24 protein-coding genes are annotated in these 23850 nt (G+C 45.1%); 11 read left to right on the top strand and 13 right to left on the bottom strand.

Annotated features, from left to right (window positions below; all coding sequences use genetic code 11):
• Nucleotides 1-270: 270 nt before the first annotated feature.
• A complete protein-coding gene (locus tag QZW82_RS06385; protein WP_293146251.1) occupies nucleotides 271-3039 on the bottom strand; it encodes an HAD-IC family P-type ATPase in 2769 nt (922 codons plus the stop codon).
• A 490-nt stretch (nucleotides 3040-3529) separates the two neighbouring features.
• Between QZW82_RS06385 and QZW82_RS06380 the strand changes: the two genes are divergently transcribed.
• Nucleotides 3530-4582, top strand: coding sequence for a cysteine peptidase family C39 domain-containing protein (locus QZW82_RS06380; protein WP_293146249.1), 1053 nt, complete (start codon nucleotides 3530-3532; stop codon nucleotides 4580-4582).
• 63 nt (nucleotides 4583-4645) lie between these two features.
• Here the strand turns inward: QZW82_RS06380 and QZW82_RS06375 are convergent, their stop codons facing one another.
• From QZW82_RS06375 to QZW82_RS06355, 5 genes are all read right to left on the bottom strand, one after another.
• Entirely contained in the window at nucleotides 4646-5308 is a 663-nt protein-coding gene (locus tag QZW82_RS06375) for a glutathione S-transferase family protein (protein ID WP_293146247.1), read from the bottom strand.
• A gap of 273 nt (nucleotides 5309-5581) precedes the next feature.
• Nucleotides 5582-6553, bottom strand: coding sequence for a glutathione S-transferase family protein (locus QZW82_RS06370; protein ID WP_293146245.1), 972 nt, complete (start codon nucleotides 6551-6553; stop codon nucleotides 5582-5584).
• A 376-nt stretch (nucleotides 6554-6929) separates the two neighbouring features.
• Nucleotides 6930-7322 carry a hypothetical protein gene (locus QZW82_RS32190; protein WP_363318796.1) on the bottom strand — a complete coding sequence of 131 codons (393 nt, stop codon included), beginning with the start codon at nucleotides 7320-7322 and terminating at the stop codon, nucleotides 6930-6932.
• Between the two features lie 413 nt (nucleotides 7323-7735).
• Nucleotides 7736-7903 (bottom strand): hypothetical protein, encoded by a 168-nt coding sequence (locus QZW82_RS06360; RefSeq protein WP_293146243.1) that lies wholly within the window; start codon nucleotides 7901-7903, stop codon nucleotides 7736-7738.
• A gap of 82 nt (nucleotides 7904-7985) precedes the next feature.
• Nucleotides 7986-9023 carry an isochorismatase gene (locus tag QZW82_RS06355; protein WP_293146241.1) on the bottom strand — a complete coding sequence of 346 codons (1038 nt, stop codon included), beginning with the start codon at nucleotides 9021-9023 and terminating at the stop codon, nucleotides 7986-7988.
• Nucleotides 9024-9123: 100 nt separating this feature from the next.
• Here QZW82_RS06355 and QZW82_RS06350 point away from each other — a divergent pair, with 100 nt between their 5' ends.
• Nucleotides 9124-9855, top strand: a complete 732-nt coding sequence (locus QZW82_RS06350) for a TVP38/TMEM64 family protein (RefSeq protein ID WP_293146239.1) — start codon at nucleotides 9124-9126, stop codon at nucleotides 9853-9855.
• A gap of 16 nt (nucleotides 9856-9871) precedes the next feature.
• On the top strand, nucleotides 9872-11407 hold the full coding sequence (locus QZW82_RS06345; protein ID WP_293146237.1) for a mercuric reductase: 1536 nt from the start codon (nucleotides 9872-9874) through the stop codon (nucleotides 11405-11407).
• Between the two features lie 282 nt (nucleotides 11408-11689).
• Here QZW82_RS06345 and QZW82_RS06340 read toward each other — a convergent pair whose 3' ends face one another.
• The 3 genes from QZW82_RS06340 to QZW82_RS06330 all read right to left on the bottom strand — a co-directional run bounded on the left by QZW82_RS06340 (nucleotide 11690) and on the right by QZW82_RS06330 (nucleotide 14323).
• Nucleotides 11690-12016 (bottom strand): hypothetical protein, encoded by a 327-nt coding sequence (locus tag QZW82_RS06340; RefSeq protein ID WP_293146235.1) that lies wholly within the window; start codon nucleotides 12014-12016, stop codon nucleotides 11690-11692.
• The gene (locus QZW82_RS06335) at nucleotides 12000-12848 is read right to left on the bottom strand and encodes an AAA family ATPase (RefSeq protein WP_293146233.1); all 849 of its coding nucleotides are present in this window, start codon (nucleotides 12846-12848) and stop codon (nucleotides 12000-12002) included. Before QZW82_RS06335 ends, QZW82_RS06340 begins: the two co-directional genes overlap by 17 nt.
• A 389-nt stretch (nucleotides 12849-13237) precedes the next feature.
• The gene (locus QZW82_RS06330; RefSeq protein ID WP_293146231.1) at nucleotides 13238-14323 is read right to left on the bottom strand and encodes an RNA ligase; all 1086 of its coding nucleotides are present in this window, start codon (nucleotides 14321-14323) and stop codon (nucleotides 13238-13240) included.
• A 192-nt stretch (nucleotides 14324-14515) separates the two neighbouring features.
• On the opposite strand from QZW82_RS06330, the gene QZW82_RS06325 reads away from it, so the two are divergent.
• The 5 genes from QZW82_RS06325 to QZW82_RS06305 all read left to right on the top strand — a co-directional run bounded on the left by QZW82_RS06325 (nucleotide 14516) and on the right by QZW82_RS06305 (nucleotide 19193).
• Complete coding sequence (locus QZW82_RS06325) at nucleotides 14516-15076, top strand: hypothetical protein (protein WP_293146229.1); 561 nt, start codon at nucleotides 14516-14518, stop codon at nucleotides 15074-15076.
• Nucleotides 15077-15340: 264 nt separating this feature from the next.
• Nucleotides 15341-16345, top strand: coding sequence for a hypothetical protein (locus QZW82_RS06320; RefSeq protein ID WP_293146227.1), 1005 nt, complete (start codon nucleotides 15341-15343; stop codon nucleotides 16343-16345).
• A gap of 237 nt (nucleotides 16346-16582) precedes the next feature.
• A complete protein-coding gene (locus QZW82_RS06315) occupies nucleotides 16583-16969 on the top strand; it encodes a hypothetical protein (RefSeq protein WP_293146225.1) in 387 nt (128 codons plus the stop codon).
• A 71-nt stretch (nucleotides 16970-17040) separates the two neighbouring features.
• Nucleotides 17041-18012 carry a hydroxymethylbilane synthase gene (hemC, locus tag QZW82_RS06310; protein ID WP_293146223.1) on the top strand — a complete coding sequence of 324 codons (972 nt, stop codon included), beginning with the start codon at nucleotides 17041-17043 and terminating at the stop codon, nucleotides 18010-18012.
• Nucleotides 18013-18362: 350 nt separating this feature from the next.
• Nucleotides 18363-19193 (top strand): S1C family serine protease, encoded by an 831-nt coding sequence (locus QZW82_RS06305; RefSeq protein WP_293146221.1) that lies wholly within the window; start codon nucleotides 18363-18365, stop codon nucleotides 19191-19193.
• A 477-nt stretch (nucleotides 19194-19670) separates the two neighbouring features.
• On the opposite strand, the gene QZW82_RS06300 is transcribed toward QZW82_RS06305, so the two are convergent.
• Nucleotides 19671-19913: a DUF4926 domain-containing protein gene (locus QZW82_RS06300; RefSeq protein ID WP_293146219.1), complete on the bottom strand. Its 243-nt coding sequence runs from the start codon at nucleotides 19911-19913 to the stop codon at nucleotides 19671-19673.
• A 277-nt stretch (nucleotides 19914-20190) separates the two neighbouring features.
• Here QZW82_RS06300 and QZW82_RS06295 point away from each other — a divergent pair, with 277 nt between their 5' ends.
• Both QZW82_RS06295 and QZW82_RS06290 read left to right on the top strand, forming a co-directional pair.
• Nucleotides 20191-20334, top strand: coding sequence for a hypothetical protein (locus QZW82_RS06295; protein ID WP_293146217.1), 144 nt, complete (start codon nucleotides 20191-20193; stop codon nucleotides 20332-20334).
• The gene (locus tag QZW82_RS06290) at nucleotides 20327-20542 is read left to right on the top strand and encodes a hypothetical protein (protein ID WP_293146215.1); all 216 of its coding nucleotides are present in this window, start codon (nucleotides 20327-20329) and stop codon (nucleotides 20540-20542) included. Before QZW82_RS06295 ends, QZW82_RS06290 begins: the two co-directional genes overlap by 8 nt.
• A gap of 626 nt (nucleotides 20543-21168) precedes the next feature.
• Here the strand turns inward: QZW82_RS06290 and QZW82_RS06285 are convergent.
• A complete protein-coding gene (locus QZW82_RS06285) occupies nucleotides 21169-21291 on the bottom strand; it encodes a hypothetical protein (protein WP_293146213.1) in 123 nt (40 codons plus the stop codon).
• Nucleotides 21292-21482: 191 nt separating this feature from the next.
• Here QZW82_RS06285 and glgA point away from each other — a divergent pair, with 191 nt between their 5' ends.
• A complete protein-coding gene (gene glgA / locus QZW82_RS06280) occupies nucleotides 21483-22916 on the top strand; it encodes a glycogen synthase GlgA (protein WP_293146211.1) in 1434 nt (477 codons plus the stop codon).
• A gap of 56 nt (nucleotides 22917-22972) precedes the next feature.
• On the opposite strand, the gene QZW82_RS06275 is transcribed toward glgA, so the two are convergent.
• On the bottom strand, nucleotides 22973-23191 hold the full coding sequence (locus tag QZW82_RS06275) for a hypothetical protein (protein WP_293146209.1): 219 nt from the start codon (nucleotides 23189-23191) through the stop codon (nucleotides 22973-22975).
• Complete coding sequence (locus QZW82_RS06270; protein ID WP_293146207.1) at nucleotides 23184-23612, bottom strand: DUF1824 family protein; 429 nt, start codon at nucleotides 23610-23612, stop codon at nucleotides 23184-23186. The genes QZW82_RS06275 and QZW82_RS06270 overlap by 8 nt, the downstream gene beginning before the upstream one ends.
• Between the last annotated feature and the right edge of the window lie 238 nt (nucleotides 23613-23850).

The following is a 23850-nucleotide window of genomic DNA, read 5'->3' as shown; positions in this document are numbered from 1 at the left end:
GGGAGTGAAGAGAGAGATGAATAATAGCGATGCTAATGGAATTGATATTACGCGATCGCACTTTTGATCGTAAACCATAATTGGTTTGAGGGTGAGGAATGCGAGTTAGGCGTCATGGATGCGGACTAAAGTCCTCACTACGAACCTTTGTCATGGATGCGGACTAAAGTCCTCACTACGAACGTTTGTGAGGACTTTAATTCTAATTTTTGCGGACTAAAGTCCTCACTACGAACTTTACTACGAACCTTTAGGGAATGCGGAATCGAGTTAGTTGGGCGGATCGAAACGGTTGACAGACAGCGCAACACCGATCATTGGTAGGGCGACGCCGAAGCAAATCAGCCACTGATCTAGGTTCATGGGGGCTGTCTCGAAGATGCGATTGATAAACGGAGAATTAGCAAAGATGATCTGCAAAATTACAGCTACGACAATGCCGACACCGAGGGCGGGAGCTCCGCTAACTTTTTCCTGAGAACCGCTAAATTTAGCCATTAAAGAAGGCAACAATTGGCTGAGACTCAGCAGGTAAAAAATTCTGCCCATTACTAAAGCTTGAATCGCCATTGTTCGGGCTAGCGGCAAAGTTCCCCACTCGGCTTGACGCACCCATTCAAACATTCCGAAAATTATCGTCCAATTGTACAGAGAAATAGCTAAGATGCGTTTGATCCGATTTTCAGTCAGGAAAGGTTCGTTGACTGGGCGCGGCTGCTGTTTCATCACTCCGGGAGACTTGGGCTCGAAGGCGAGGGGCACAGTCATGGTGATGGAGTTGAGCATATTCAGCCAGAGGATTTGTAGCGACAAAATCGGCAATTCTCTGCCCAGTAGAGTGCTGAGCAAAATTGTCATTGATTCTCCGCCGTTGACTGGGAGAATGAAGCTGATGGATTTAAGTAGGTTTTTGTAGACCGATCGCCCTTCTTCTACCGCATACTCGATCGACGCAAAGTTATCATCGGTCAAAATCATGTCGGCGGCTTCCTTAGAAACCTCCGTACCGCTACCCATCGCGATGCCGATATCCGCTTGTTTGAGGGCGGGGGCGTCGTTAACGCCGTCTCCTGTCATGGCGACTATTTCGCCTTTTTGCTGTAAAGCTTCTACAAGGCGCAGTTTTTGTTCTGGGGCGACGCGGGCAAAAACTGAGCCGGCTTCTACGGCTTCGGCTAGGGTGCTTTTGTCCATTTCGGCGAGTTGGGCGCCGGTGTAGGCTACAAGTTCTCTATTGTGTTTGGTTTTGCGGAATCCCATGCGGCGGGCGATCGCCCTGGCGGTAGCGATGTGATCGCCGGTAATCATTTTAACTTGGATGCCGGCGGTTTGGCAGGCTTGGACGGCGGCGATCGCAGAGGCCCGCGGTGGGTCGATCATGCCTTGGAGTCCGAGGAAAACTAGCCCTGATTCTACGTCTGAGTGAGCAACGGAACTCTGTTCGTGGGGAACGATTTTTTTAGCAAAAGCTAGGACGCGCAAGCCTCGATCGGCCATTGCATCGACTTGCTGGTGGATTTGCTGGCGATCGACTTCTGTCGGATTTCCTTCAGTATCGAGACTGGAACCGCAGCGGGTGAGAATTGATTCGACAGAACCTTTGACATACAAAATTTTGTCGCTTGTCGGAGTTCGATGCAGTGTCGCCATGTATTGAAACTGAGATTCAAAGGGAATTGAATCTAGGCGCGGCATGGATTTTTCCAAGACTTGTTGGCTGAATTCTGCTTTTTTACCTGCTGCAATTAAAGCTCCTTCTGTCGGATCGCCGACGACAATCCAATCATTATCTTTGAATTCTAAGTGAGAGTCGTTGCAGATCATTCCGGCTTGCAAACATTCTTGCAAAGCTGGAGATTGAGTGACACTAATTGGCAGTTGGTTGAGTTCAATGTCGCCTTCTGGACTGTACCCTGTACCTGTAATTGAGTAGGATTTGCCACCAGAATAGATTTCTTGCACCGTCATCTGATTTTCTGTCAAAGTTCCGGTTTTGTCGGAACAAATGACTGTGGCGCCACCTAGGGTTTCTACTGCGGGGAGTTTGCGGACGATCGCGTGTTTGGCGGCCATTCGGGAAACACCGACGGCGAGGGTGACGGTGATGACGGCGGGAAGTCCTTCGGGAATGGCGCCGACGATGAGGGCGACTGCTGGTTCGACGGCTTCTTTAAAGGCTGAAACTCCCGCTGGGACTGGTTTTCCCAAGCGCACGGCGAAGGTTAAGGTTGCCATTGCCAGGACGAATAGCAGCCAGTTTTGACTGAATTGGTTAAATTTGCGGGTGAGGGGTGTGGTGAGATCGATGTGGCGATCGAGTAATTGGGAGATTTTGCCGGTTTCGGTGTTATTGGCGATCGCAATTACGATACCGCTACCTTGGCCGAAGGTAACGAAACTGCCAGCATAGGCCATGTTATCGCGTTCTGCCAGGGGCGTTTCTTGTGGCAAAACCAAGTCTCCCGACTGTCCGAGTTCTTTTTCGACAGCAACGGATTCGCCCGTAAGTCCCGATTCATCTATTTGCAAGTCGCGCACTTTAACTAAGCGCAAGTCGGCGGGTACTTTGTCGCCGGAAGTCAGGGTTACTAAGTCGCCCACAACGAGTTCTTTTGAGGGAACTCTTAATTTTTTGCCGCCCCGAATTACTGTAGCTTCTGTGGTGACTGCTTGGGCTAGGGCTTCGATTTTTTTCTCAGCCCCGGCTTCTTGGATGAAACTAATAGTAGCGTTGGTGGTGGTGACGCCCCAAATGACGCTGGCGTTGAGCCATTCTCCGATTACTGCTTTGATTAAACCTGCACTCAGCAAGATAATCAGCAAAGGTTGGTTGAATTGCAGGATAAATTTTAGCCATGCTGGTTTTCCTGCTTTGACTGTTAGTTCGTTTGGCCCAAATTTTTGTTGGCGGCTGGCTGCTTCTGCTGGATCCAGACCGTTTTCCAGATTGGTTTCTAATTGATTTGCAACTTTGGATCTTTCTAAGTAGTGCCAATATTGCTCTGCTACGTCTACATCGTTGGCGGCTTTTGGTGGCATGATTTTCCCTGGATTTTTGTTGTTTGGCGAGCTTTCTTTTATCGATCTTGAATCAGCGCGCTCAATACAACTCCTGGCTCGTTGGAGGGTGAATATATTGAGCGACAAGAGGGTTGATTAATTGTTTGAAGGCGTTGTGACTTCCATCTATCTTACAACAGATGTGTCTGTTCTTGCCAATTGGTTTGGGAAATTCTTTTCGGTGCTAAATCTTTTTTGGGAGTTTTCCGAACAGGTAAAAAAAGCTACTCAACTTCTTGACAGATGGCAAGTTTTAGGTTGTATAGAGTCCTGAACCCTTTAGCATAAACAGTTTGATTTTCCTACTCTGTAACTGTCAAGTCCACTGTCAACTGTCCGCTGGTATATGTCTTCCTTGTCTTGTTTATTTGGCAGTTTCCTGCTGTGAGATTTTCCGACTGGCGCCCTGCGCCCACGGGCGATCGCGCGTGCGTGTTAAAACGTAGTTAAGCCACAAAATTTTGATCTCATGGAAATATTGGTAACGCTGCTGCTGGGTTCGGGGCTGTTTGTCTGGGGAATGCGGACAGGAAAGGCGTTAGTGCGATCGGGAGTGACGGCTAACGATCTGTTTAAGGGCCGAAACTCGATCGCCCTGCTGTTTTTGGGTTTTTATATTGGCTTGCTGCTGCTGGCCTTAAATCTGCCTCAAATGCCTGTTTTGCCGATCGAGTGGCGATTCCACGGGATGCGAGTTACTTGGACTCTGCTGCGGGTGATGTTGATGGGAGTCTGCGGTATTGGGTTTACTGTAAGTTGGCTGACGGCGCGATCGCAAGTAATCGCAGTAATTTTAATTGGCTTGTTGGGCTTGGGAGGATTTACAAGCGCTGAAGCTTATTTTATGGCGCCAATTTATGCTGATTTAATCGATAATTTGCGGCCGAATGGCGTGTTTCAGCAAACTTCTGACAGCAGTTGCGCGCCGGCGGCTTTAGCAACAGTATTGAGAAAGTGGGGAATGGATGCGACGGAATCGAGTGTAGCGCGTTTGGCCGGTACAAGTCGTTTGGGAACTTCGATGCCACAGTTAATTGTAGCAACAAGAGCCTTGGGAATGAACGCAATAGAATTGAGGCCGACTTGGGAGCAAATGCAGCAAATCAATCGCCCCGGAGTGCTGTCAATATCGCTGGCTACTGGGGCTATCAAACGGCCACACGCGGTGGCTTTGCTGGCGATAAATGACAGTGTAGCTATTATTGGCGATCCGGCGCGGGGGAAGATTTTTTCTTTGAACAGGCCAACTTTAGCTCGATTTTGGCTGAATAATGAATACGTGCCGATTTTTCCCGCGACTGATATTTTGTTAAGTGACAAGCAAGCTGTTGATTATTTGACTAAGTTAGGATATAATTCTGGTAATTTGCCAGCAGATATCGAGCGCTTTCAAACAGATAAACAAATGAAAGTCAGCGGCAAATTAGATAGGATGACTGAGTTAATGTTGAGCGGCCCTTTCTTGGAAGGCGTACCGAGGTTGGATGGAAATCTATTTCAAGTCAACAGACATCTCCCATAATTATTGTGTAACAGCCACGAAAACCTGTTCAAAACCAGCTTTTTAGGATAAGTTTAATAGAGACTAAACTAATAGCTGTTCCAACCGAGCATAATGTTGGATATAAAACTCTGGAGAATTGGCGATCGCACGCACAGATTCGCGATTTGCTACTGTTTGCCACCATTGCTGGAGCCGATCGAGTCCAGTTGGCAATTGGAATTCTCGAAAATGCTCTAAAACCGTTAACTGCTCGAACCAAGGATAGTATGTCAGATCTACTAAACTAATCTCAGCCCCCAACCAGTATGGCCCCTCCGCTGACAATTTTTGCAGTCCCTCCTGTTCGATGAATCGCAAGTGTTCGCTAAGTTCCTTTGCTATATCGGTGTGTTGTTGCGGATCTTTGCTGTGCAACCATTTGCCAGTAGTCGCAAACAGTCGAGTATCGGCAAAATTAATCCAAATTCGAGCTTGGGCGCGCCCAATAGGCTGTTTGGGTAACAGAGGAGGTTCTGGAAAAGCTTCCTCCAAATATTCATTAATAATGGCAGATTCCCAAACCCGATGATTTCCATGCTTGAGCACGGGAACCTTGCCATACGGCGAAATTTCTCCAAAGTTTGCGGGCTTGTTTTGCAAGTCGATTTCGATTAGCTTAAAATCTACTTTTTTTTCGAGCAATGTCAAGCGCGAGCGATGGGCAAAAGGACACAGGACAGCACTATAAATTTCTATTTCAGTCATAAATAAACTCCTTTGACAGTTGACAGTTGACAGTTGACAGTTGACAGTTAGTAGCGAAAATTTGATCGGGGTTTTTGCTGTCTATTGTCCACTGTCAACTATCACGTTCAAGAGATTTTCTAGACATTACTTAAACAGATACAGTTGATTCGGAATTAGAGCCGATCGAGTTCTGTAGTTATCGTAGGGTGCGGATCCAAGCGAGACTTTAATGCTCTTGCTCCCCCCTTTTCAAGGGGGGCTGGGGGGGATCTCCGGCTTTGAAAACACCCACTAAGCGTTGCCGAAGCGATCGCGATCGTGCGGTTCGTCAAAATCGATAATAGGCCCCTTGGGCACAATTTGATTGGGATTAATCTCGGTCATACTCGTGTAATAGCCGCGCTTAATATCGTCTAGATTGCAAGTCGCTTTGAACTCAGGACGCTGATAGAGATCCTTGAGATAATTCCAGAGGTTTGGATAGTCGATAATTCGACGTAAATTGCACTTAAAGTGACCGTGATACACCGAGTCGAATCGATACAGCGTTACAAACATACAAATATCGGCTTCAGTGAGTCGATCTCCACATAAATAGCGCTGTTCGCTCAGAATGGTTTCCCATCGATCTAAACTCTCGAAAAGTTCAATTACTGCCTGTTCGTAGGCGGCTTGCGAAGTCGCAAAACCAGCGCCATATACACCACGATTGATTGGCAGATAGATGGCATCGATCGTTTCATCGATCTTCAATTGTATATCGCCAGGATATAAGTTGATTTTCTGTGCAGCCAATTCGGCAAACTCTACGTCAAACATCCGCACGATTTCGCGAGATTCGTTGTTGACGATGGTTTGAGTTTGCTTGTCCCACAACACCGGAACCGTAACTCGCCCGGTGTATTTGCGATCGGCTTTTAAATAGATCTCTTGCAAATATTGAGCGTGATTCACCGAGTCAGGAATGGCTCCCGGTGCATCAGAAAACATCCAGCCCTTGTCGCTCATAATCGGATCGACAATAGAGACCGAAATTGCCTCATGCAACCCTTTGAGTTCTCGCATAATTAAGGTGCGATGCGCCCACGGACAAGCCAAGGCAACGTAGAGGTGATAGCGTCCTGGTTCTGCCTTAAACCCGCTAGATCCATCTGCGGTAATGCGATCGCGAAACGTTGTTGGTGTTTCATTGAACTTACCGCTTCGATCTCGCTGATTCCAGTCGGCAATCCATGTGCCTTCGAGCATCATTCCTGATGGCATAATTCTCTCCTCCTAGGGCGGTTTTACAATCCATTTAGGATTGCTATAGATGATTGGGGAACGGAATTGCCCGTCCCTGCCACAATTCTGCAACCACCTCAGCAACATGAAGCGGGTTGCGAACAGCCAGTGAAACGTGGTGAATCGTGCTATAACTCCTAAACAAGATAAATCAGAAAAAAGTTGTTTGGATCGAGAAGTCTATTTAGTTGATATTTTTGTCGATCGCACAATTTGCAACAAAAATCAAAGAGTACAGGCATTTGCCGTACTCGTTTTTACAATAGATTTATCCAGAACCGCGAAGCTTTGAACAGGCTGGATGCCTGTTCCACAAGAATTGTGGGAGAAGTCTCATCAACCCCTGCCACAGCGTCTAAAAAATGCCGATCGCGATCGCGCCTGTGAACAGGGTGACAATCAGCATCAGCACGCCCAGCGTTACCCCAAGACCAGATAGCGTATTTGGATGGTGGGTGTCAAATTTGGGCTCGTCCGCTTCTTCGTGCAGTCGCATTTGCCGAATCACGTCAGAAATTTCTTTCGCATCTCGAACATGGTGTAGCGCCTTCTTTTCACCATTCGGATAGTCCACGACAAAGTAAGTCGGCACTATAACTCGATCGCCTGTAATATCAGGTGCATCTACCGCAATTTGGTGCGATTTTTCCTCCAGCGTCTGATTGGGTTTAACGATGTCACCTGGATTGACTGTGCGGAAACTCCAGCGAGTTGGAGGAGTCATCCCTGAGAAGTGAGAGTCAACCATGATTTTTCTCCTTGGTGTTTCATTCGTTTTGTTTGGACTTAAGCAATGAGCTTAACCGTCGGATCGTAGAGATTTCACTCACCCAAAACATCTGAAAAACGTGTTGATTTCCCCATTTACAAAAGAGAATTGTGTTTGCTACTTTTCGTAAATTAGTTAAGCATTTAGCCTTAAGTCTTTTGTTGAAGTCGGCTGACGCAGCTTTGAGCCATTTTAACTTCGCTTTCTGATTTGACTTGCTGCTTGGTCTATTTGTAAGCCAAGTTCACAGGCGGGAGCAAGTCATCTATTTTGGCGACTTGCTCGTAGCTTGTGGTTGCAGTTTGCAAACTCTGGTCAAAGTCTGTTTTATTATCTTTGAAATCTATTTTTAGAGTATAATTGATTTGCCCCAAAGTCAAGACTATGTTACATTACTTAATTACAAAAATTAGGAAAAAAGCCGTCCTCTCAAGACAAGGACGGGGTTTTAAAGCCAATTGCTCGATCGGTGGCGAGTTGCGATCGATGGCGAAGCGTCTGACGGCTGAGTAGGTGAGTGGCGCAAGTCTTGACTGTCCCTTGTGCCAGGTGCTGTTCATCTTTTTCTACCGCTCATACAAATTTGTCAGGGCGATCGTGTTGGCTCGATTTAAGTTAAATTAAATTTAGCTGCTACGCAGGTTAAAGATTTAAATCGCCCAGAAATAACTCAGTAGATTTAACCACATTCATTCCCGCGGCCGCAAATCTTTGATAAGCCGCATCTGCTGCTTCCGTAAAATCAACAACACCCGGAACCACCACAGGCGAAGTGCAATCTTCGAGCAAATAAACCTTCTTAGCCAACTGCGAATCTCGCGCCAAAATTTCCGTTAGCAAATCATCAATCGTCCAAGCAACGCAGTGACTTTTGGCTTGCCCCGCAATAATTACGGCATCAAATTCCAGCAGTTTATCCATAAACTTAGCATTTTTTTCGGCAATCGGATTGCCGTCGAATCCGTCCAAAACTTCCGGGCGCAAAACCGAATAGTTTTCTGTTAGCGGATTGCCACCTTTGATTTCAAAAAGTGCTTGACTTTCGCGGGCGATAGTATGAAAAAATATAGCTTCTTCCACAGCCGAGACTAAGGCGTGCCCGATGCCGCCCAGCATCGAGTGATATGGCCAAATTGTCAGGGGATATTTCCCATCGTCGCTGAGTTTTTTGACGTAGTGGAAAGCGTGTGTTTCCAAGGCGTCAAAGTTGCCACCTGCGATGCTGTCGGCGACGGCTGGATTGACTTTCCAAATTCCGGTTTGCACATCTTCTAAAGTAATGGAAGTGGCCGCTGGTTGCGGGTGTTCGCCTGCTGCATTTATCCAAAAGATGGGATGGAAAATTTGCATGGCGGTGTGCGTGTCCATTGTCGGCGCAATCGTGGTAATGGCGTTTAAGTTGCGATAGATGAATTCGCACAGCCGCAAGTTGTCATCAATTGCGCCGCTACCGGAACGCCCGCCGACAAATAGTTCAAATTCCGGTACGCAAAATGTATTTTGGGCATCAATTATCAGCAAACAAATTCGCTTTTCGTCGCTGGATGCGGGCTGAATGCTGTGTTGCTTTGCCCAGTTTTGAGCTTCAGCGGCGCGTTGTTGATAGGGTACTCGCCAGAATTCACTAATTTTTGTGGTGTCGAAATACTCAGGGATTGGAAGTTGCGTTTGTGCTGTCATGCTCGATATGATTGCTAATTGGTCGTTGAATGCTGACTAGGAATTACATCAGTTTGTAGAAGACTGTTATATAATGTTGGTCTCTGTTTGCAGATTAATTATGGCAGAACCACCCAATAAAATTTCTACTAGGGATATGTTTAAACGCAGATTGTTGTTTTTGTCGATCGCCCTTGCAGTCCCTCTTTTAATTGTAGCAACTAGATCCGCCTACGTTCAAGCACTGTTAAGAGCCGTTTTAATCCAAATCGAGCATTTAGGCGTCTGGGGCCCGATCGCCTTTATCGCTACCTACAACTTCGCTACGATACTATTTATACCTGGTTCCGTGCTGACCTTGGGAGGCGGAGTGCTGTTTGGGCTGTGGTGGGGTTCGATATACGTGTTAATCGCCGCCACCTTAGGGGCGACCTTTGCTTTTCTGATCGGGCGATACCTGTCGCGCGATCGCGTGGTAAAATATATGGAAGCTCACCCAAAGTTTCAAGCCCTCGATCGCGCCGTTGCTAAAGAAGGATTAAAAATAGTTTTTTTGACTCGTCTTTGTCCTTTATTTCCGTTCAATTTATTGAATTACGCTTTGGGAATTACTCAGGTTTCTTTGAAAGATTATGTATTAGGTTCTTCCGGAATGATTCCGGGAACCGTGATGTACGTCTACTCAGGTTCTTTGGTGGGAAATATTGCAGCTATATGTACGGCAAATCAGCCTGCAAATCCTCAAGCCGAACTTGTAAAATGGTTGATTAATATTATCAGTTTTACGGCTGCTGTCGCTGTCACCGTCTATATAACTAGGATTGCTCGCAAAGCTTTAGATGAAACTGTTTAATTAGGAGAATTGGCTAATGTCGCAGTCAAAAGTCGATCGCGTAACAGTCCCCCCGATGGACGAATACAACCAAAAATTAGTCTCCTACTTGCATCCGCCAGATTGGGTAAACCCGCAGCCCGCTACCAGCTACAACTTAGTAGTAATTGGCGCGGGCCCCGCCGGATTAATTGTGGCTGCGGGCGCCGCAGGTTTGGGTGCAAAAGTTGCTTTGATTGAAAAACATTTGATGGGCGGCGATTGTTTGAACGTCGGTTGCGTGCCTTCAAAATTGCTGATTCGATCGTCTCGTACTGTCGCCGATATCGGGGAAGCAAGTAAATTTGGGGTTAATGTTTCTAACAGTGCAGAAGTGGATTTTCCTGCTGTGATGCAACGGCTGCGGCGGATTAGGGCGGGAATTAGCGATGTTGATTCTGTCGATCGCTACCAGCACAAATTAGGAGTCGATGTTTTCCTAGGTTCCGGTCGCTTTACTAGCAATTATACCATAGAAGTTGCAGGTCAAACTCTTAAATTCAAAAAAGCAGTAATTACCACAGGCGCAAGGGCGCTAGAACCGAAAATTCCAGGTTTGAAAGAAGCTGGATATTTGACAAATGAAACTGTATTTAACCTCACCCAAAAACCTCAGCGTTTGGCGGTAATTGGCGGTGGGCCGATCGGCTGCGAATTAGCCCAAGCTTTTCGGCGCTTGGGTTGCGAAGTCGTGTTGCTGCACAAAAATGCTCAGATTTTGGACAAGGAAGATGTCGATGCTGCTAAAATCGTGCAGGAAGCTTTTGTCAGGGAAGATATTCAATTAATTTTAGATTCAAAAATAGACCGCGTTGAGCACACAAATGCAGGCAAAATAGTTTATTATCAATCTCAAGGTAAGGAAGCATCGGTAACGGTAGATGAGATTATTGTCAGCGTAGGGCGATCGCCAAACGTGGAAGGATTGAACCTAGAAGCTGTCGGCGTGGAGTACGACACACGAAGAGGTGTATTTGTCAACGACAATTTGCAAACTACCAATCCCCGCATTTATGCCGCCGGTGACATTTGCATGAAGGATAAATTTACCCATGCTGCTGATTTTGCCGCCAGAATGGTCATCCAAAATACGCTGTTTTTCGGGCGCAAAAAGCTCAGCACTTTGACGATACCTTGGTGTACTTATACTAGCCCAGAGGTGGCGCGCGTCGGAATGGGCGATCGCGAATTGCAAGCCCAAGGAATTGATGTCGATACATTTTTAATTCCTTTCGATACAGTCGATAGAGCAATTATAGACGGCGAAGACGAGGGTTTTGTGAAAATTCATGTCAAGAAAGGCAGCGACAAAATATTAGGTGCAACGATTGTCGCACGACACGCGGGAGATATGATTAGCGAGATTACTTTAGCAATGGTTAACAATATTGGTTTGGGAAAAATTGCTAGTGTAATTCACCCGTATCCCACACAAGCCGATGCGATTCGTAAAGCCGGGGATGCCTACAATCGCACTCGTTTGACACCGTTTGTCAAGAATTTGTTTAATCGCTGGCTGGCTTGGACTCGGTAAACTTTTAGAACACCCGGCGGTTAAAACCGCGTCTATAAAAACAAAACCCGGATGGTGCGCGGGTTGAAGAACGAGGGGTTAAAATTAGATATTGCCTTCAGTCCGCGGAGGCGGACATCGTTTGTGTAGACGCGGTTTCAACCGCCGTCTGATCTTTGATTGTAGCATTAGGGATAGTTTGAAATTCACCGACACTCAACAAACATTTATAATCGACCTGGTAAAAAGTAAAACCGACTAGCATTGCCATAAAGATACTTGATTCCCTTGCAATTAAGCAAACTATTGTAATCGCGCTCTTCCTTCATCAGTCATCCAGTATCGTGTAAATTCAGAACTAGAATATTTCCGCTCCTCAATCAATCCCTGTTCTTTAAGTGCCTTGATTTCGTCAATGTACGAACCAGGCATTTCTGGATGAGAGATGCTAAGGTAGCGGTCAATTTGATACCAATACCACTTACCATCATGTTGAGTTATTAACTGTAAAATTTCTTTTTTGATTTCGTTTTTCATGATTGAGCTACCAAAAGCCTCAACCATTTCGCGATTTGAAATCATAACTATCACCAAAATAACACAACAACCCAGATCAGAAATCCCCTTCATCTACTTGAAATACAGTCAATCCCAACGACCGCCACATATCAACCACCTGCTGGCGATCGTCCAATACAAACTTAACATTATATTGTCCTGCAATATGCTGCCGGTAGATTTCCTCTTTCATAATCGCATCCTTCCTCATATCCCCAGTTTTCCGCATATAAAGGCCTGCATAATTGACCTCGTATTGCCGCAACCATTGTTCAGTTTGAGGTTTACAGTCATCGGTTCTGCCCGATACTACGATAATATTAACGCTGGACTGCCACTTGCGGACGGTATCTAAGACTGGCTGATTCGGTAAATCGCGATCGCACTTTGAAGCATCAAAAGGATTTCTACCATTGAGAAGCGCCAATGTACCGTCCATATCTACAAGAATTGCATCCGGCAAATCCGGGTTATATTCCGGCGGCGCAACCGGAACCCGCACGTACTTATTGTACATCTTCATTATCACATCTTTGCCCACCGAATTAAGTCTTTTCAAATCCCGTTTAATACACTCCTCCACCGGAACTTGCAGGAAAGAATCATTAACTTCCACAACCGCTTTACCTTTCACCAACTCTTTAATGTGTTCGATATGCGGCCCGAAATTAGTATCATCCACAATCACGTGCTTGCCATTTTCCAAAGCCATCAGAATAATCGTATCTCTCAACTGCACAATAAACTTTTCATTCGCCGGAGACCAATGAGAAGCATGGGCCATTTCTCGAAGTAAATCTTTATTGCTACGCACCCATCTTGCAGGTTCAGACAGCAGCAATTCTCTCGCAAATTGAGATTTTCCAGATGCAGGTAAGCCGACAAGTACAATAACTCTTTTCATTCTGTATATCCTTGCTATTAAAAAAATCTCAGGTTCGTAGTGAGGACTTCAGTCCTCATTCATCCCCGGTTCGTAGTGAGGACTTCAGTCCTTATTAAGCCTAAGAAGGACTAAAGTCCTTACTACGAACCTGGAGAAGGACTAAAGTCCTTACTACGAACTTGGAGAAGGACTAAAGTCCTTACTACGAACTTGGAGAAGGACTAAAGTCCTTACTACGAACTTGGAGAAGGACTAAAGTCCTTACTACGAACTTGGAGAAGGACTAAAGTCCTTACTACGAACTTGGAGAAGGACTAAAGTCCTTACTACGAACTTGGAGAAGGACTAAAGTCCTTACTACGAACTTGGAGAAGGACTAAAGTCCTTACTACGAACTTGGAGAAGGACTAAAGTCCTAAATTGATATAATCCAAACCCAATAACTCCTCTATCTTATGAATCGTAACATCACGGAGAGCTTCTTTCACTCCCGCAACCCTGCGAGCCCGCAAGGAAAACAAAATCCCAGAATATGGCAAATGCTTCACAGCCAAGGCAAAATCTTTCTGCACTTCGATAAATTCGTGCTGTCGGTAAACCTCCTCGATTTCTTGAACTAACAATTCATATTTACTCTTAACTTTTTGATACAAGTCAATCCACTCGGGAAAATAAGTTAAAAACTCTTCTCCTTCATTCGTCAAAACAATTTCGATCATCCGGCGCGTAGAAAACCCTTCGCGCAGATGCGAAATCGCTACATATTGAGGAGACTTGACTTTAACTCGGTTGAAATTAGCATCGCAAATAATATACCCTTCCGAATCCATCGGATCTAAATGCTGAGCCGCTTCAATAACTTCTTTCCAGCTAGTTAAAGGATAAGATGCTACCAATTCCCAGCCGTATTTGTCGGCCGAAATACTGGGGTCGCTTTCTACCAGCGTTTGAGTGTTGCGAACGCCGTGGAGGACGATTTGATTGTTGGTTTGCTGGACAACTATTCGATTGTAAGGAGTCATCAACTCAAAGATAAAACAATTATCGGTTTCTTCGGGCAATTTATATCCCAATTCTTGCCATACTTTCCAAAAAAGTTCGGCAAAGCTAAATCCAAAACCGTTAACTTCACCCGCTGCATCGGGAGTGCCGCTAGATTGCACTCTCCATTCTCCCTGATAAAAATACAGTACAGTCAGCGAACCGTCTAGTTTTTCGTAAACCTTGGCGCTACTCCAATCAATTGCTGCGGCGTGGCCTTCCCCGTAGTTAAAAAATTTGTCGTAGGGATAAGAAACAATCTGCCAATCTTGAGACGCATCTAAAATAATGCCCCGGCATTGCTGGACTATTTTTTCGCCCAGCGGGGATTCTATCTGCGAGTATTTGAGACAGACTAAATCGGGATATTGGCGGTGGCGGGTAACTTTGATATGATAAGTTTCGCACAAAGTTTCTAATCCGTGCTGGCGTAAATACTCTTGCAGTTCCACGTTCGACTCCTAAATTACTCGCCTTCTCTATTTTATCTGTTACTTCATATTTCCGTGCATTTGTAAAGAAAATTTAAACTTGCTTTTTTCCTGAATGCCTGTTGTGGCTTTTGTATTTGGGAGTTGTGTTGTAAATTAAATGAACGCGGTTCAGTGCAAAACTAGACTGTTTCGACATTGAGGACAAAAATAGTGAACAATAAATTATTACTTTTGGCGACTTCTGCGTGCGTATTGACTGCTTTAGTGCCTGTATCGCAAGTTTTCGGTGCGGCCAAATTGCCGCAGATGCTGGCGGAAACAAAGCCTGTTGCTAAAGCTGATGCTGCTGTGCCTGTAAGTGAAATTTTGCCAAAGTTAAAAGGCAAAACGCAAGTACCTATTTTTATCCCCAGCTTGGTTCCGGTTTCGCAGAAACTTTACTATCAAACCCAAAGTAAACCCGACAGCTATATTGTTTCTATGGAGTTTACAGCAGATTGCAAAGGTACGGGTGCTTGCACTTTAGGGGAAATTAGAGGTCAAAAAGGTGGTGAGTTTTCTACTAAAATTGAAGGGGTAACTAAGACGTTAAAAACTGTTCAACTTGCGGGCGGAGTGAAAGGAAATTTCCACAATGGTTGCGGGGCTTACTGCACGGCTAATCTTGAGTGGAAAACTCAGGGTTTTATGTATACTGTAGCGATTAGAAATGGAGCGGAAGCAGATTTAATTAAGATTGCCAATTCTGCTATTCAAGCTGGTAAACGCTAGGATAATTTGCGATTTTGTAGAGAAACGAAGCAATTTTAGTCTTGGCGATTGCTTCGTTCCTCGCAATGACAGAGAATATTATAGCCTTTCTCAAAAAGATCAGGTATGGCTGACAGCTTACATAACCGCTGAAATCAAGAGGGCCCAAGCCCAACAACGTCCGCGAATCTTTGTGAAAACCGCTATATATATTTTGGGAGCCTTGAAACCAGTTAAGCTGGGGAAGCAAGAGAGAATGGTTGTGATGTCTACAGGGAAATCAGGATGAGGGGAAAAGGACTATTTTGGGCGATTTTTGCTGGTGTGGTGAGTGCTTTGACGATCGCACTTTTGACGCCCAACTCCGCGCTAGCACGTCCAGAAGTGTCTGTGACAGAAATTCGCTGGTTTAATTATACCTCCAAAGATGGCTGGCAATCCATCCAATTCATTGTGCCCGATCGCAATACTGCACAATCTACCAGCAGCCGCAAGCTGCGCCCCTACGACGTTCATCTTGCCAAGATGTTTGAAATTTCGCGTTTTTTGTGCGATCGCGATCGCACTTCTGAAGGTTACAATTGGTCTTACCAAGCCGAAAATGGCAACATTGACATGGGAATCTTCAAAATTAGCTGCGAGATAGCCCGTTCCACCGCCACAACTTACGGATTGGGCAAACCCGAAAATACAGTCATTCGCCGCAACTTTAATCAAAAAGACGGCCGCCCTTCTCTTGCCGTTGTAAAATATTCAATTCCCACTCTGAACGTTGCTAAAAATAGAGTTTTACAGTGGAGAGATTTTGTCCAAAAGTTTCCCCCAATCCCCAACAATTCAGGTGCAAATCAAGCTAGAACTCGTTTTCCTGTAAGTAACATCTTTGGGCAAATCAAAGGCAAGACGCGAGTACCAGTTTTTCTGCCGAGTATGCTTCCTCTATCGGATACTCAGCAACTTGATTTTGATATCAAAGCTGGCTCCCACGGCTACATTATTGAAATGTATTTCGGCAAAGGATGTCGCGGGGGAGCCTGTACTTTCGGCACAATAGAAGCGAAAAGAGATGAACCGATTTCGCCTCCTTCGCAATTGCCGAGAGATACTTACAGAAGTATTGAATTAGCAGGCGGAATGAAGGGAACTTATTTCAATAGTTGTGGCAATTATTGCATTGCTTCTGTTGAGTGGCAAAGGTTGGGGGTGCTGTACCGAGTAAGTATCAAAAATGGACGACAATCAGATGTTGTTGCGATTGTAAATTCTGCAATTCAAGCAGGACAACGTTAATAGGTACGTTGTTGCGCTTTAGCGCTCTTCTCTTGTCTATGGGAAAGAGCGCTAAAGCGCAACAACGTACCTTAATAATCTACATTTGTTTCGCGATCGACTCGACATAAAAAGTAACGGGCTACATCAAGAGCATTTTTCATGGTTTTATGACTTTAGTAATTTGATAAATTAACTTTTGATGGTACTCTATTAGCCCGGTTCAGAAGTTCGATCGCAATTACCAGAAAAAATTGGTTGAAAGCCTCTCCCTTTGAGGGAGAAATTAAAATCAGACTATTCATTACTTCAATCCTCTTCCTTCTAGGTAGAGGTAGCTCTCAAACTGTCAACTGTCAACTGTCAACTGTCAACTGTTCAAATCGCCCTTTTCCACTCCTGTCTATATTTCTCTCTCCAAATCCCGCCACCTTTGAGCTAACTCTGCCGCCGACTTCTACCGCGTTCATCCGCATTAACTCTAGGAAAATCATACATCCTCGGCTGCCTTTGGCTCGAAATGCCGATCGGCTCAAGCCACCCAAGCCAACGCAAAATTGGAAACACCCTCAAAGCTCGCTGCTGCTGCCGGTCAATATCTGGTATTACTATTTTATCGCCCGAATTGTCCCAACCAGCAATTAAAGTCCCCACCTGCGGTACGCTAGATCAGGTGAATATACTGGCTCATTTCAAGCTATCCTGCGATCGATCTTATGTCCCCAACCACATCTGCCCCTTCCCGAACCGTCCGCATCGGTTCCCGCAAAAGCCAACTCGCCCTCGTTCAAACCCATTGGGTGCAAGCAGAATTACAGAAACGCTTCCCGCAACACACTTTTGAAGTCCACACCATGTCCACCCAAGGGGACATAATTCTTGATGTCGCCCTCGCTAAAATTGGCGACAAAGGACTTTTCACCAAAGAATTAGAAACGGGAATGCTGAACAACGAAACGGACTTTGCCGTGCATTCCCTCAAAGATTTACCGACCAACTTACCCGAAGGTTTAATATTAGGATGTGTCACCGAACGGGAAAATCCCGCTGACGCCCTGGTAGTTCACTCCAAGCACAAAGACAAGCAACTTGACACCCTCCCCGAAGGTGCAGTAATCGGCACTTCTTCCCTCCGCAGGCTGGCTCAACTGCGGCACCATTTCCCTCATTTTGTATTCAAAGACATTCGCGGCAATCTCAATACTCGACTCGCAAAATTAGATGATGGCGGTTACGACGCGATTATTTTAGCAGTTGCCGGACTCGAAAGATTGGGAATGGGCGATCGCATCCACCAAGTTATCGATCCTGAAATCTCCCTCCACGCCGTCGGACAAGGTGCTTTGGGCATCGAATGCCGCGCCGGAGATCCAGAAATCCTGGAAGTTATTAAAGCTCTCGAACACTCCGAAACCGCCCAAAGATGTTATGCTGAACGCGCATTTCTGCGGGAATTAGAAGGCGGCTGTCAAGTACCCATTGGCGTCAATACCAATATAGAAAACGGTCAATTAACCTTAACCGGAATGGTATCCAGTCTCGACGGCCAGCGATTCGTCAAAGATACTGTATCCGGCGCAGCCGAGACTGCGGAAATGCTGGGAATAGACCTCGCCCACCGCCTCCGCGCCCAGGGAGCGAGTGCTATTTTAGAGGAAATCTTTGTCGAAGTTCAACGCGGTTCATAAATGCGATCGGCATCTGTTTTTCACGGCTTTGAGACGCGATTTATCGCAGTTGGTAAAATAAAAATAACTGGCGGTTCGCTTTTGTTTTGACAGGTACAATAGCAGTCTGATTGTAGATTTTAGATGGTGATTTTAAATAAAATTGCCAAATTCACAAATATCTGACTAATTTAGGATGCTCCGCAGGATGTTGAGAAACCAGGTTTATGGATAGATACCTTGCTGTAAAGCCCAAGATTTTTCGTGGAAACCGGGTTTCTTTGCATCAGCCCTATAATTGTCAATATACCAATCCAAAATCTCCAATCAAACATCGACAATAAATCAGCAACTTCAGGGAAATGCAAAATATGAGCGCTCAGGAAACTCAATTAAAACTAGAATTGGCAAAAGTTCAGCAACTTTATCGCAAAATGCAGGCAGATCGGAAAGCTTTGCAGCAGCAATTGAAAGAGTTGAAAACTCAGGTGGCAAACTCTTCCGATGTCGTCGAGCAAGTTTTGCCCTCCGTAGTTTCAGTTTACGTGATGGATTGGGATACAGGAGAAGAAATTTCTTCCGGGAGCGGTTTTTTTGTATCTCCTGACATAATTGTCACTAACTATCACGTTATCGAAGATATTGCCGATGAAGATTACTTCTACGAAGAAGATGAAGTCGAACAAGTTTTAGTGGAAACTTACGACGGAAAGTTGAGAATGGCAGAGGTGGTATTTACAGGTAATGCGGAAGAGGATTTAGCATTGCTGTTGATTACTGGTTTTATCATCGATCCGGCAACAGGGGAACAAGTGGAGTCTCCCGAAGAATATCCTCCCCTAGAATTGTGTTTTGATGTCAAAGTGGGCGATCGGGTAATTGCTGTGGGCAATCCTATGGGACAGTTTGCTGCAACTGTAACTCAAGGTATTATTACTGAAATTCGCGAACCGGAAGAGTATGAGGTGGGCGAGGATGATGAAGATGAGGTTGCCGAGGTGAAGGTGTTGCAAACGGATGCGGCGATTAATCCGGCAAATTCGGGCGGCCCGTTGATTAATATGGCCGGTCAAGTGGTTGGGGTGAACACGTGGGGATTGGAAGATGCTGATACTATTAATTTGGCGATCGCCTCCGTTGCATTGGATGACTTTTTGGCTGGATTTGAAGAAACTTTTGAGGGTGAACCTGATGAGGAATAGTCAGTTATAGCGCAATACGGTTTACTTAACGCTTTTGATAAATTTCATCTGACGATTTTTGGATTATAAAGAGGTGAAATAGATCTTAAGAAGATTTTACCGCAGAGAACGCAGAGAACACAGAGAGGGGAGGGACAAAAGGTTTTTTTACGACATCCAAAACCCTCGCAATACTCTTCCCTCTGCGCCCTCTGCGCCCTCTGTGGTTCAAAACTCTTCTCTTGATGGAGTGGATTATAATTTAATACGGTTTACTTAACGCTTTTGATGAATTTCATCTGACGATTTTCTGGCAATACAGCCATTTTGGGCAAGTCAGATTTTTCTTAAGTAAACTGTATTGAGTTATAGCGTTCTTTTTCTTGACAAGCTTTTAGGAGGGGCGATCGCCTGTTTTTTATCTATTCACAAAGCAAAGCGATCGCCCTTCCACACAAAAAAGCCGTCCTTCTAGCAATGAGTATTGGATATTATTTATTATGCGGCCTCAGTCAAGGTTCTGACACTCAAAACTTCATTACACATTAACGGTTCAATTTGCGACTCAGCTAAAGTAATTACAGCTATAGTTTCACCTAAAGCATTAAAAACTTCGAGACTGTAACCATCCTCATCGGGGTGGGGATGATGCTCAACAATAGTAGCAATATCTCCCCGACAGAGTTTGTACTTGGGTACATCTACTCGTAATGCTACTCTTTTAAACAAGGGAAATTTCATTTTATACCTCCTTATTGGGATATAGGGTAATAAACTTGGTTTTTTGGGATGGAAACTCAGTCATCCAAATAGTTACTAGCGAGTAAAGTAAATTTTACGCTTGACAATAGCGATCGCACTTCCCCCAAAAAAGCGATGAGCTTGACAAAAGCGTAAAACAGGTGGTAATCTGAATAAGATGAATATAAAAAATGGAAATTTTAATTATGCCAATTGCACAATTATTTCCTCTGCTTAGTAATTTATCCCGTGTGGATAAATTAAGAGTAATAGAATTTTGGTTTCTGAGTTAGCAAAAGAAGAAAATTTTGCTAACTTAGAGTCTAAAGATAATTATTTTGAGATGTTGCATAATTCCGATGAAGGAGCACGTCAATTGGCACAGTTTTTAGAGGAACAAAAGCAACTGCAAAATGCTTAATGGTGAAAAATACTCTTTTGCCTCTAAATTCGATCGCTTTGGCGAGGTATCTTATGCGCCTTATTTACCGATAATATTAAGCTATCGAAACCAGTCAATTGAAGTGATGGGGTTGCTGGATACAGGGGCAAGCATGAATGTTTTGCCTTATGAAATTGGTTTACAATTAGGGGCTGTTTGGGACGAACAAACCTTTGTTATTTCTTGATCTGGAAATCTGGCAAATATCGAGGCTAGGGCTTTGTTGTTGTCAGGGACAGTCAGCAGGTTTGCACCAGTTAACTTGGCTTTTGCTTGGACTAGACAAAGAAATATGCCGCTCATTTTAGGAAGGTTAAATTTTTTGGTAGAGTTTGATGTTTGTTTTTATGTATCTGAACTAGAATTTGAAATTGCACCTATAGCGGTTCTCACAAAGATTCGCGGACGTTGTTGGGCTTGGGCCCTTTTAGTTTAAGCGGTTATCGAGCTGTCAGTTATACCTCATCTTTTTGAGAAAGGCTATAAGCAATCTCACTAATAGGTGGTTATAAGGCAATACGGTTTACTTAACACTTTTTATGCCCCGGAGATCCCCCTCGCATCCCCCTGGTTGTAGGGGGACTTAAGAGCTTTCTTGTCCCTCCCTTTTTAAGGGGGGTTAGGGGGGATCCGCCTTAAGTAAACCGTATTGGGTTATAAGGGGTCGCCCTTCCACACAAAAGAGCGATCGCCTCATAATATCTTTAGGGGCGATCGCACTTTTTGTGAAAATAGGTGAAAAGGGCGATCGGCTCGTTGGGCTTTCATCAGACCATTGAATCACAATTATATAAAGTAATTTCATAATTCAGATTACTCTTCTTCAATTGCTTTCAATATTCCCAGCTTTTGGTTAACTTCTTTCTCTAAATACAGTTTCCCATCATCGCCATCATTTCCAGCAATGGTAATTGGTTCATTGGGTGATGCACACATGGGGCCGCGCTGTCATCCCAACGCCCTCTCATCCCAAAAAACGATAGGTCTCTTTTTGACCGCAGATAGACGCGACGCAGATCCGAGAATGGCGATCGAAAATTATTGGTTTGCCACGGCCGCGTTAATATTGTGCCGATCGCCATTTAAACTTAATCTAGACTAACTATCCCAAGGAACACAAAAAAATAATGCGTATTTTATTTGTATCCGCCGAAGCAGCACCCCTAGCCAAAGTGGGCGGTATGGGCGATGTCGTCGGCGCTTTGCCTAAATTTCTGCGCCGCATGGGTCACGATGTCCGCATCTTCATGCCCTACTACGGCTTCATCCCCGACAAAATGGACGTTCCCAAAAAACCCGTTTGGAATGGGGAGGCCATGTTCCAAAGCTTCTCTGTCTTTGAAAGTGTTTTGCCGGGAACCGATGTACCTTTATACTTAATGCAACATCCATCTTTCTTACCCCGCCGCGTTTACGGCGGTGTCGATGAAGATTGGAGGTTCACTTTCTTTGCTAATACTGCTGCTGAATTTGCCTGGAATCACTGGAAACCCCAAATTATGCACTGTCATGATTGGCATACGGGAATGATACCTGTTTGGATGAGCCAAGACCCCGATATCAGCACGGTTTTTACTATTCACAATCTAGCTTATCAAGGGCCGTGGCGCTGGCGTTTGGAGCAGATGACTTGGTGCCCTTGGTATATGCAAGGTCACAATACAATGGCTGCCGCAGTGCAGTTTGCCGATCGTGTAAATACAGTTTCGCCTACCTACGCCGAACAAATCAAAACCCCAGCTTATGGGGAAACCTTAGAAGGTTTGCTGTCTTACGTCGGCGGCAAGATGTCGGGGATTTTGAACGGAATTGATACAGAATCTTACAACCCAGAAACTGACAAGTACCTCCACCAACAATTCAGTGTTGATACTATTGACAAGCGCCCAGTTAACAAAATTGCGCTGCAAGAAGAAGTCGGCTTGGAAGTGAATAAAAATGCCCTGTTAATCGGCATGGTGACGCGGCTAGTAGAACAGAAGGGATTGGATTTGATCATTCAAATGCTCGATCGCTTCATGGCCTATACCGACGCTCAGTTTATTGTACTCGGAACGGGCGATCGCTACTACGAAACCCAACTCTGGCAAATGACCGCCCGCTATCCCGGCCGGATGTCCACCCAATTACTCTACAACGACGCCCTCTCCCGGCGCATTTACGCAGGCTGCGACACCTTCTTGATGCCCAGCCGTTTCGAGCCCTGCGGCATCAGCCAAATGCTTGCCCTCCGCTACGGTTGCGTCCCAATGGTGCGCCGCACCGGCGGTTTAGTCGATACCGTATCTCACAACGACCCGATTAATAATACCGGCACAGGTTACTGTTTCGATCGCTACGAACCCCTAGACTTGTTCACCTGCATGATCCGAACTTGGGAAGGTTTCCGCTACAAAGATAAGTGGAAAGAACTGCAACAGCGCGGCATGAAAGAAGATTTTGGCTGGGATATTTCTGCCAAAAAATATGTCAACTTGTACAGCGAAATTTTGGGAATCTCACCAGAAGAAATCGCACCGGAAGCCGAACCAGAACCAGAATTGATCGTTGGTAAAGGTTAATTGACAGTTGACAGTTGACAGTTGACAGTTGACTGTTGACTGTTGACTGTTGACTGTTAACTGTTAACTCTTGTTAGTTTTTGGTTCCAATGCCCAATGCCCTGTTTGGCCAATGCCCTGTTTGGCCAATGCCCTGTTTGGCCTTCTTCCCAATTCCCAATTCCCAATTCCCAATGCCCCATTCCCAATGCCCAATGCCCAATGCCCTGTTTGCCCAATGCCCAATGCCCCATTCCCAATTCCCAATGCCCAATTCCCAATTCCCAATTAATCAACAAATAAATCGAGAGGTAAATGACCGTAAGTCCCGCTAACTCCATCTTCCGATGAAAATTGGCACGATACTAACACGCCTCGATAAGTTCCAGGATAGCCATCAACATAATAGGAACCCTTCAAAGTATTGAATTTAATATAAACCGAACCAGTAAATGCAGCAAAAGCACTGGGATCTAAAACAGCATCATATCCCAAAGCCTTCAAATAAGTTGCTAAAGCTGCAAAACCCTCATCCGTCGAAGTCGCGCAAACTCCAAGCATTTGGTAATCCGACAAACTTGCTACCAGCAAAATCGCTTCGCGCAGCGCCTGTTTTTCCAGCAGCGATGCTACAGATTGCATATCCAGACAAGTAAAATCCTTGAGAATTTGCTGTGCTGCTTCTACAGTTAGGGTAGTCGGGTTGTGAGTAGACATCAATTGCTCTGATATTTCCAAAAAGTACGATCGACACTCAGGTACTCGTCAACGGATTTCTGCCATTGCAACCCTCGATCGACAGCCGTAACACTCGCGCCAGCCCCGATTATAGCGCATTGTGGGTTCTCGGAAGCATTTTGGGCGATCGGCTTACGGCATTCACACTCTACCTAGATTCCAAAGAAATACCAAAAAAAATGTCAAGTTAGCTGAATTTGCCTCTATTAATGGTAGA

This window comes from Microcoleus sp. bin48.metabat.b7b8b9.023 (assembly GCF_013299185.1).
Classification (GTDB): Bacteria; Cyanobacteriota; Cyanobacteriia; order Cyanobacteriales; family Microcoleaceae; genus Microcoleus.
Note: the sequence above shows the minus strand (reverse complement) of the source record. Positions and strands in the feature narration are given on the sequence as shown.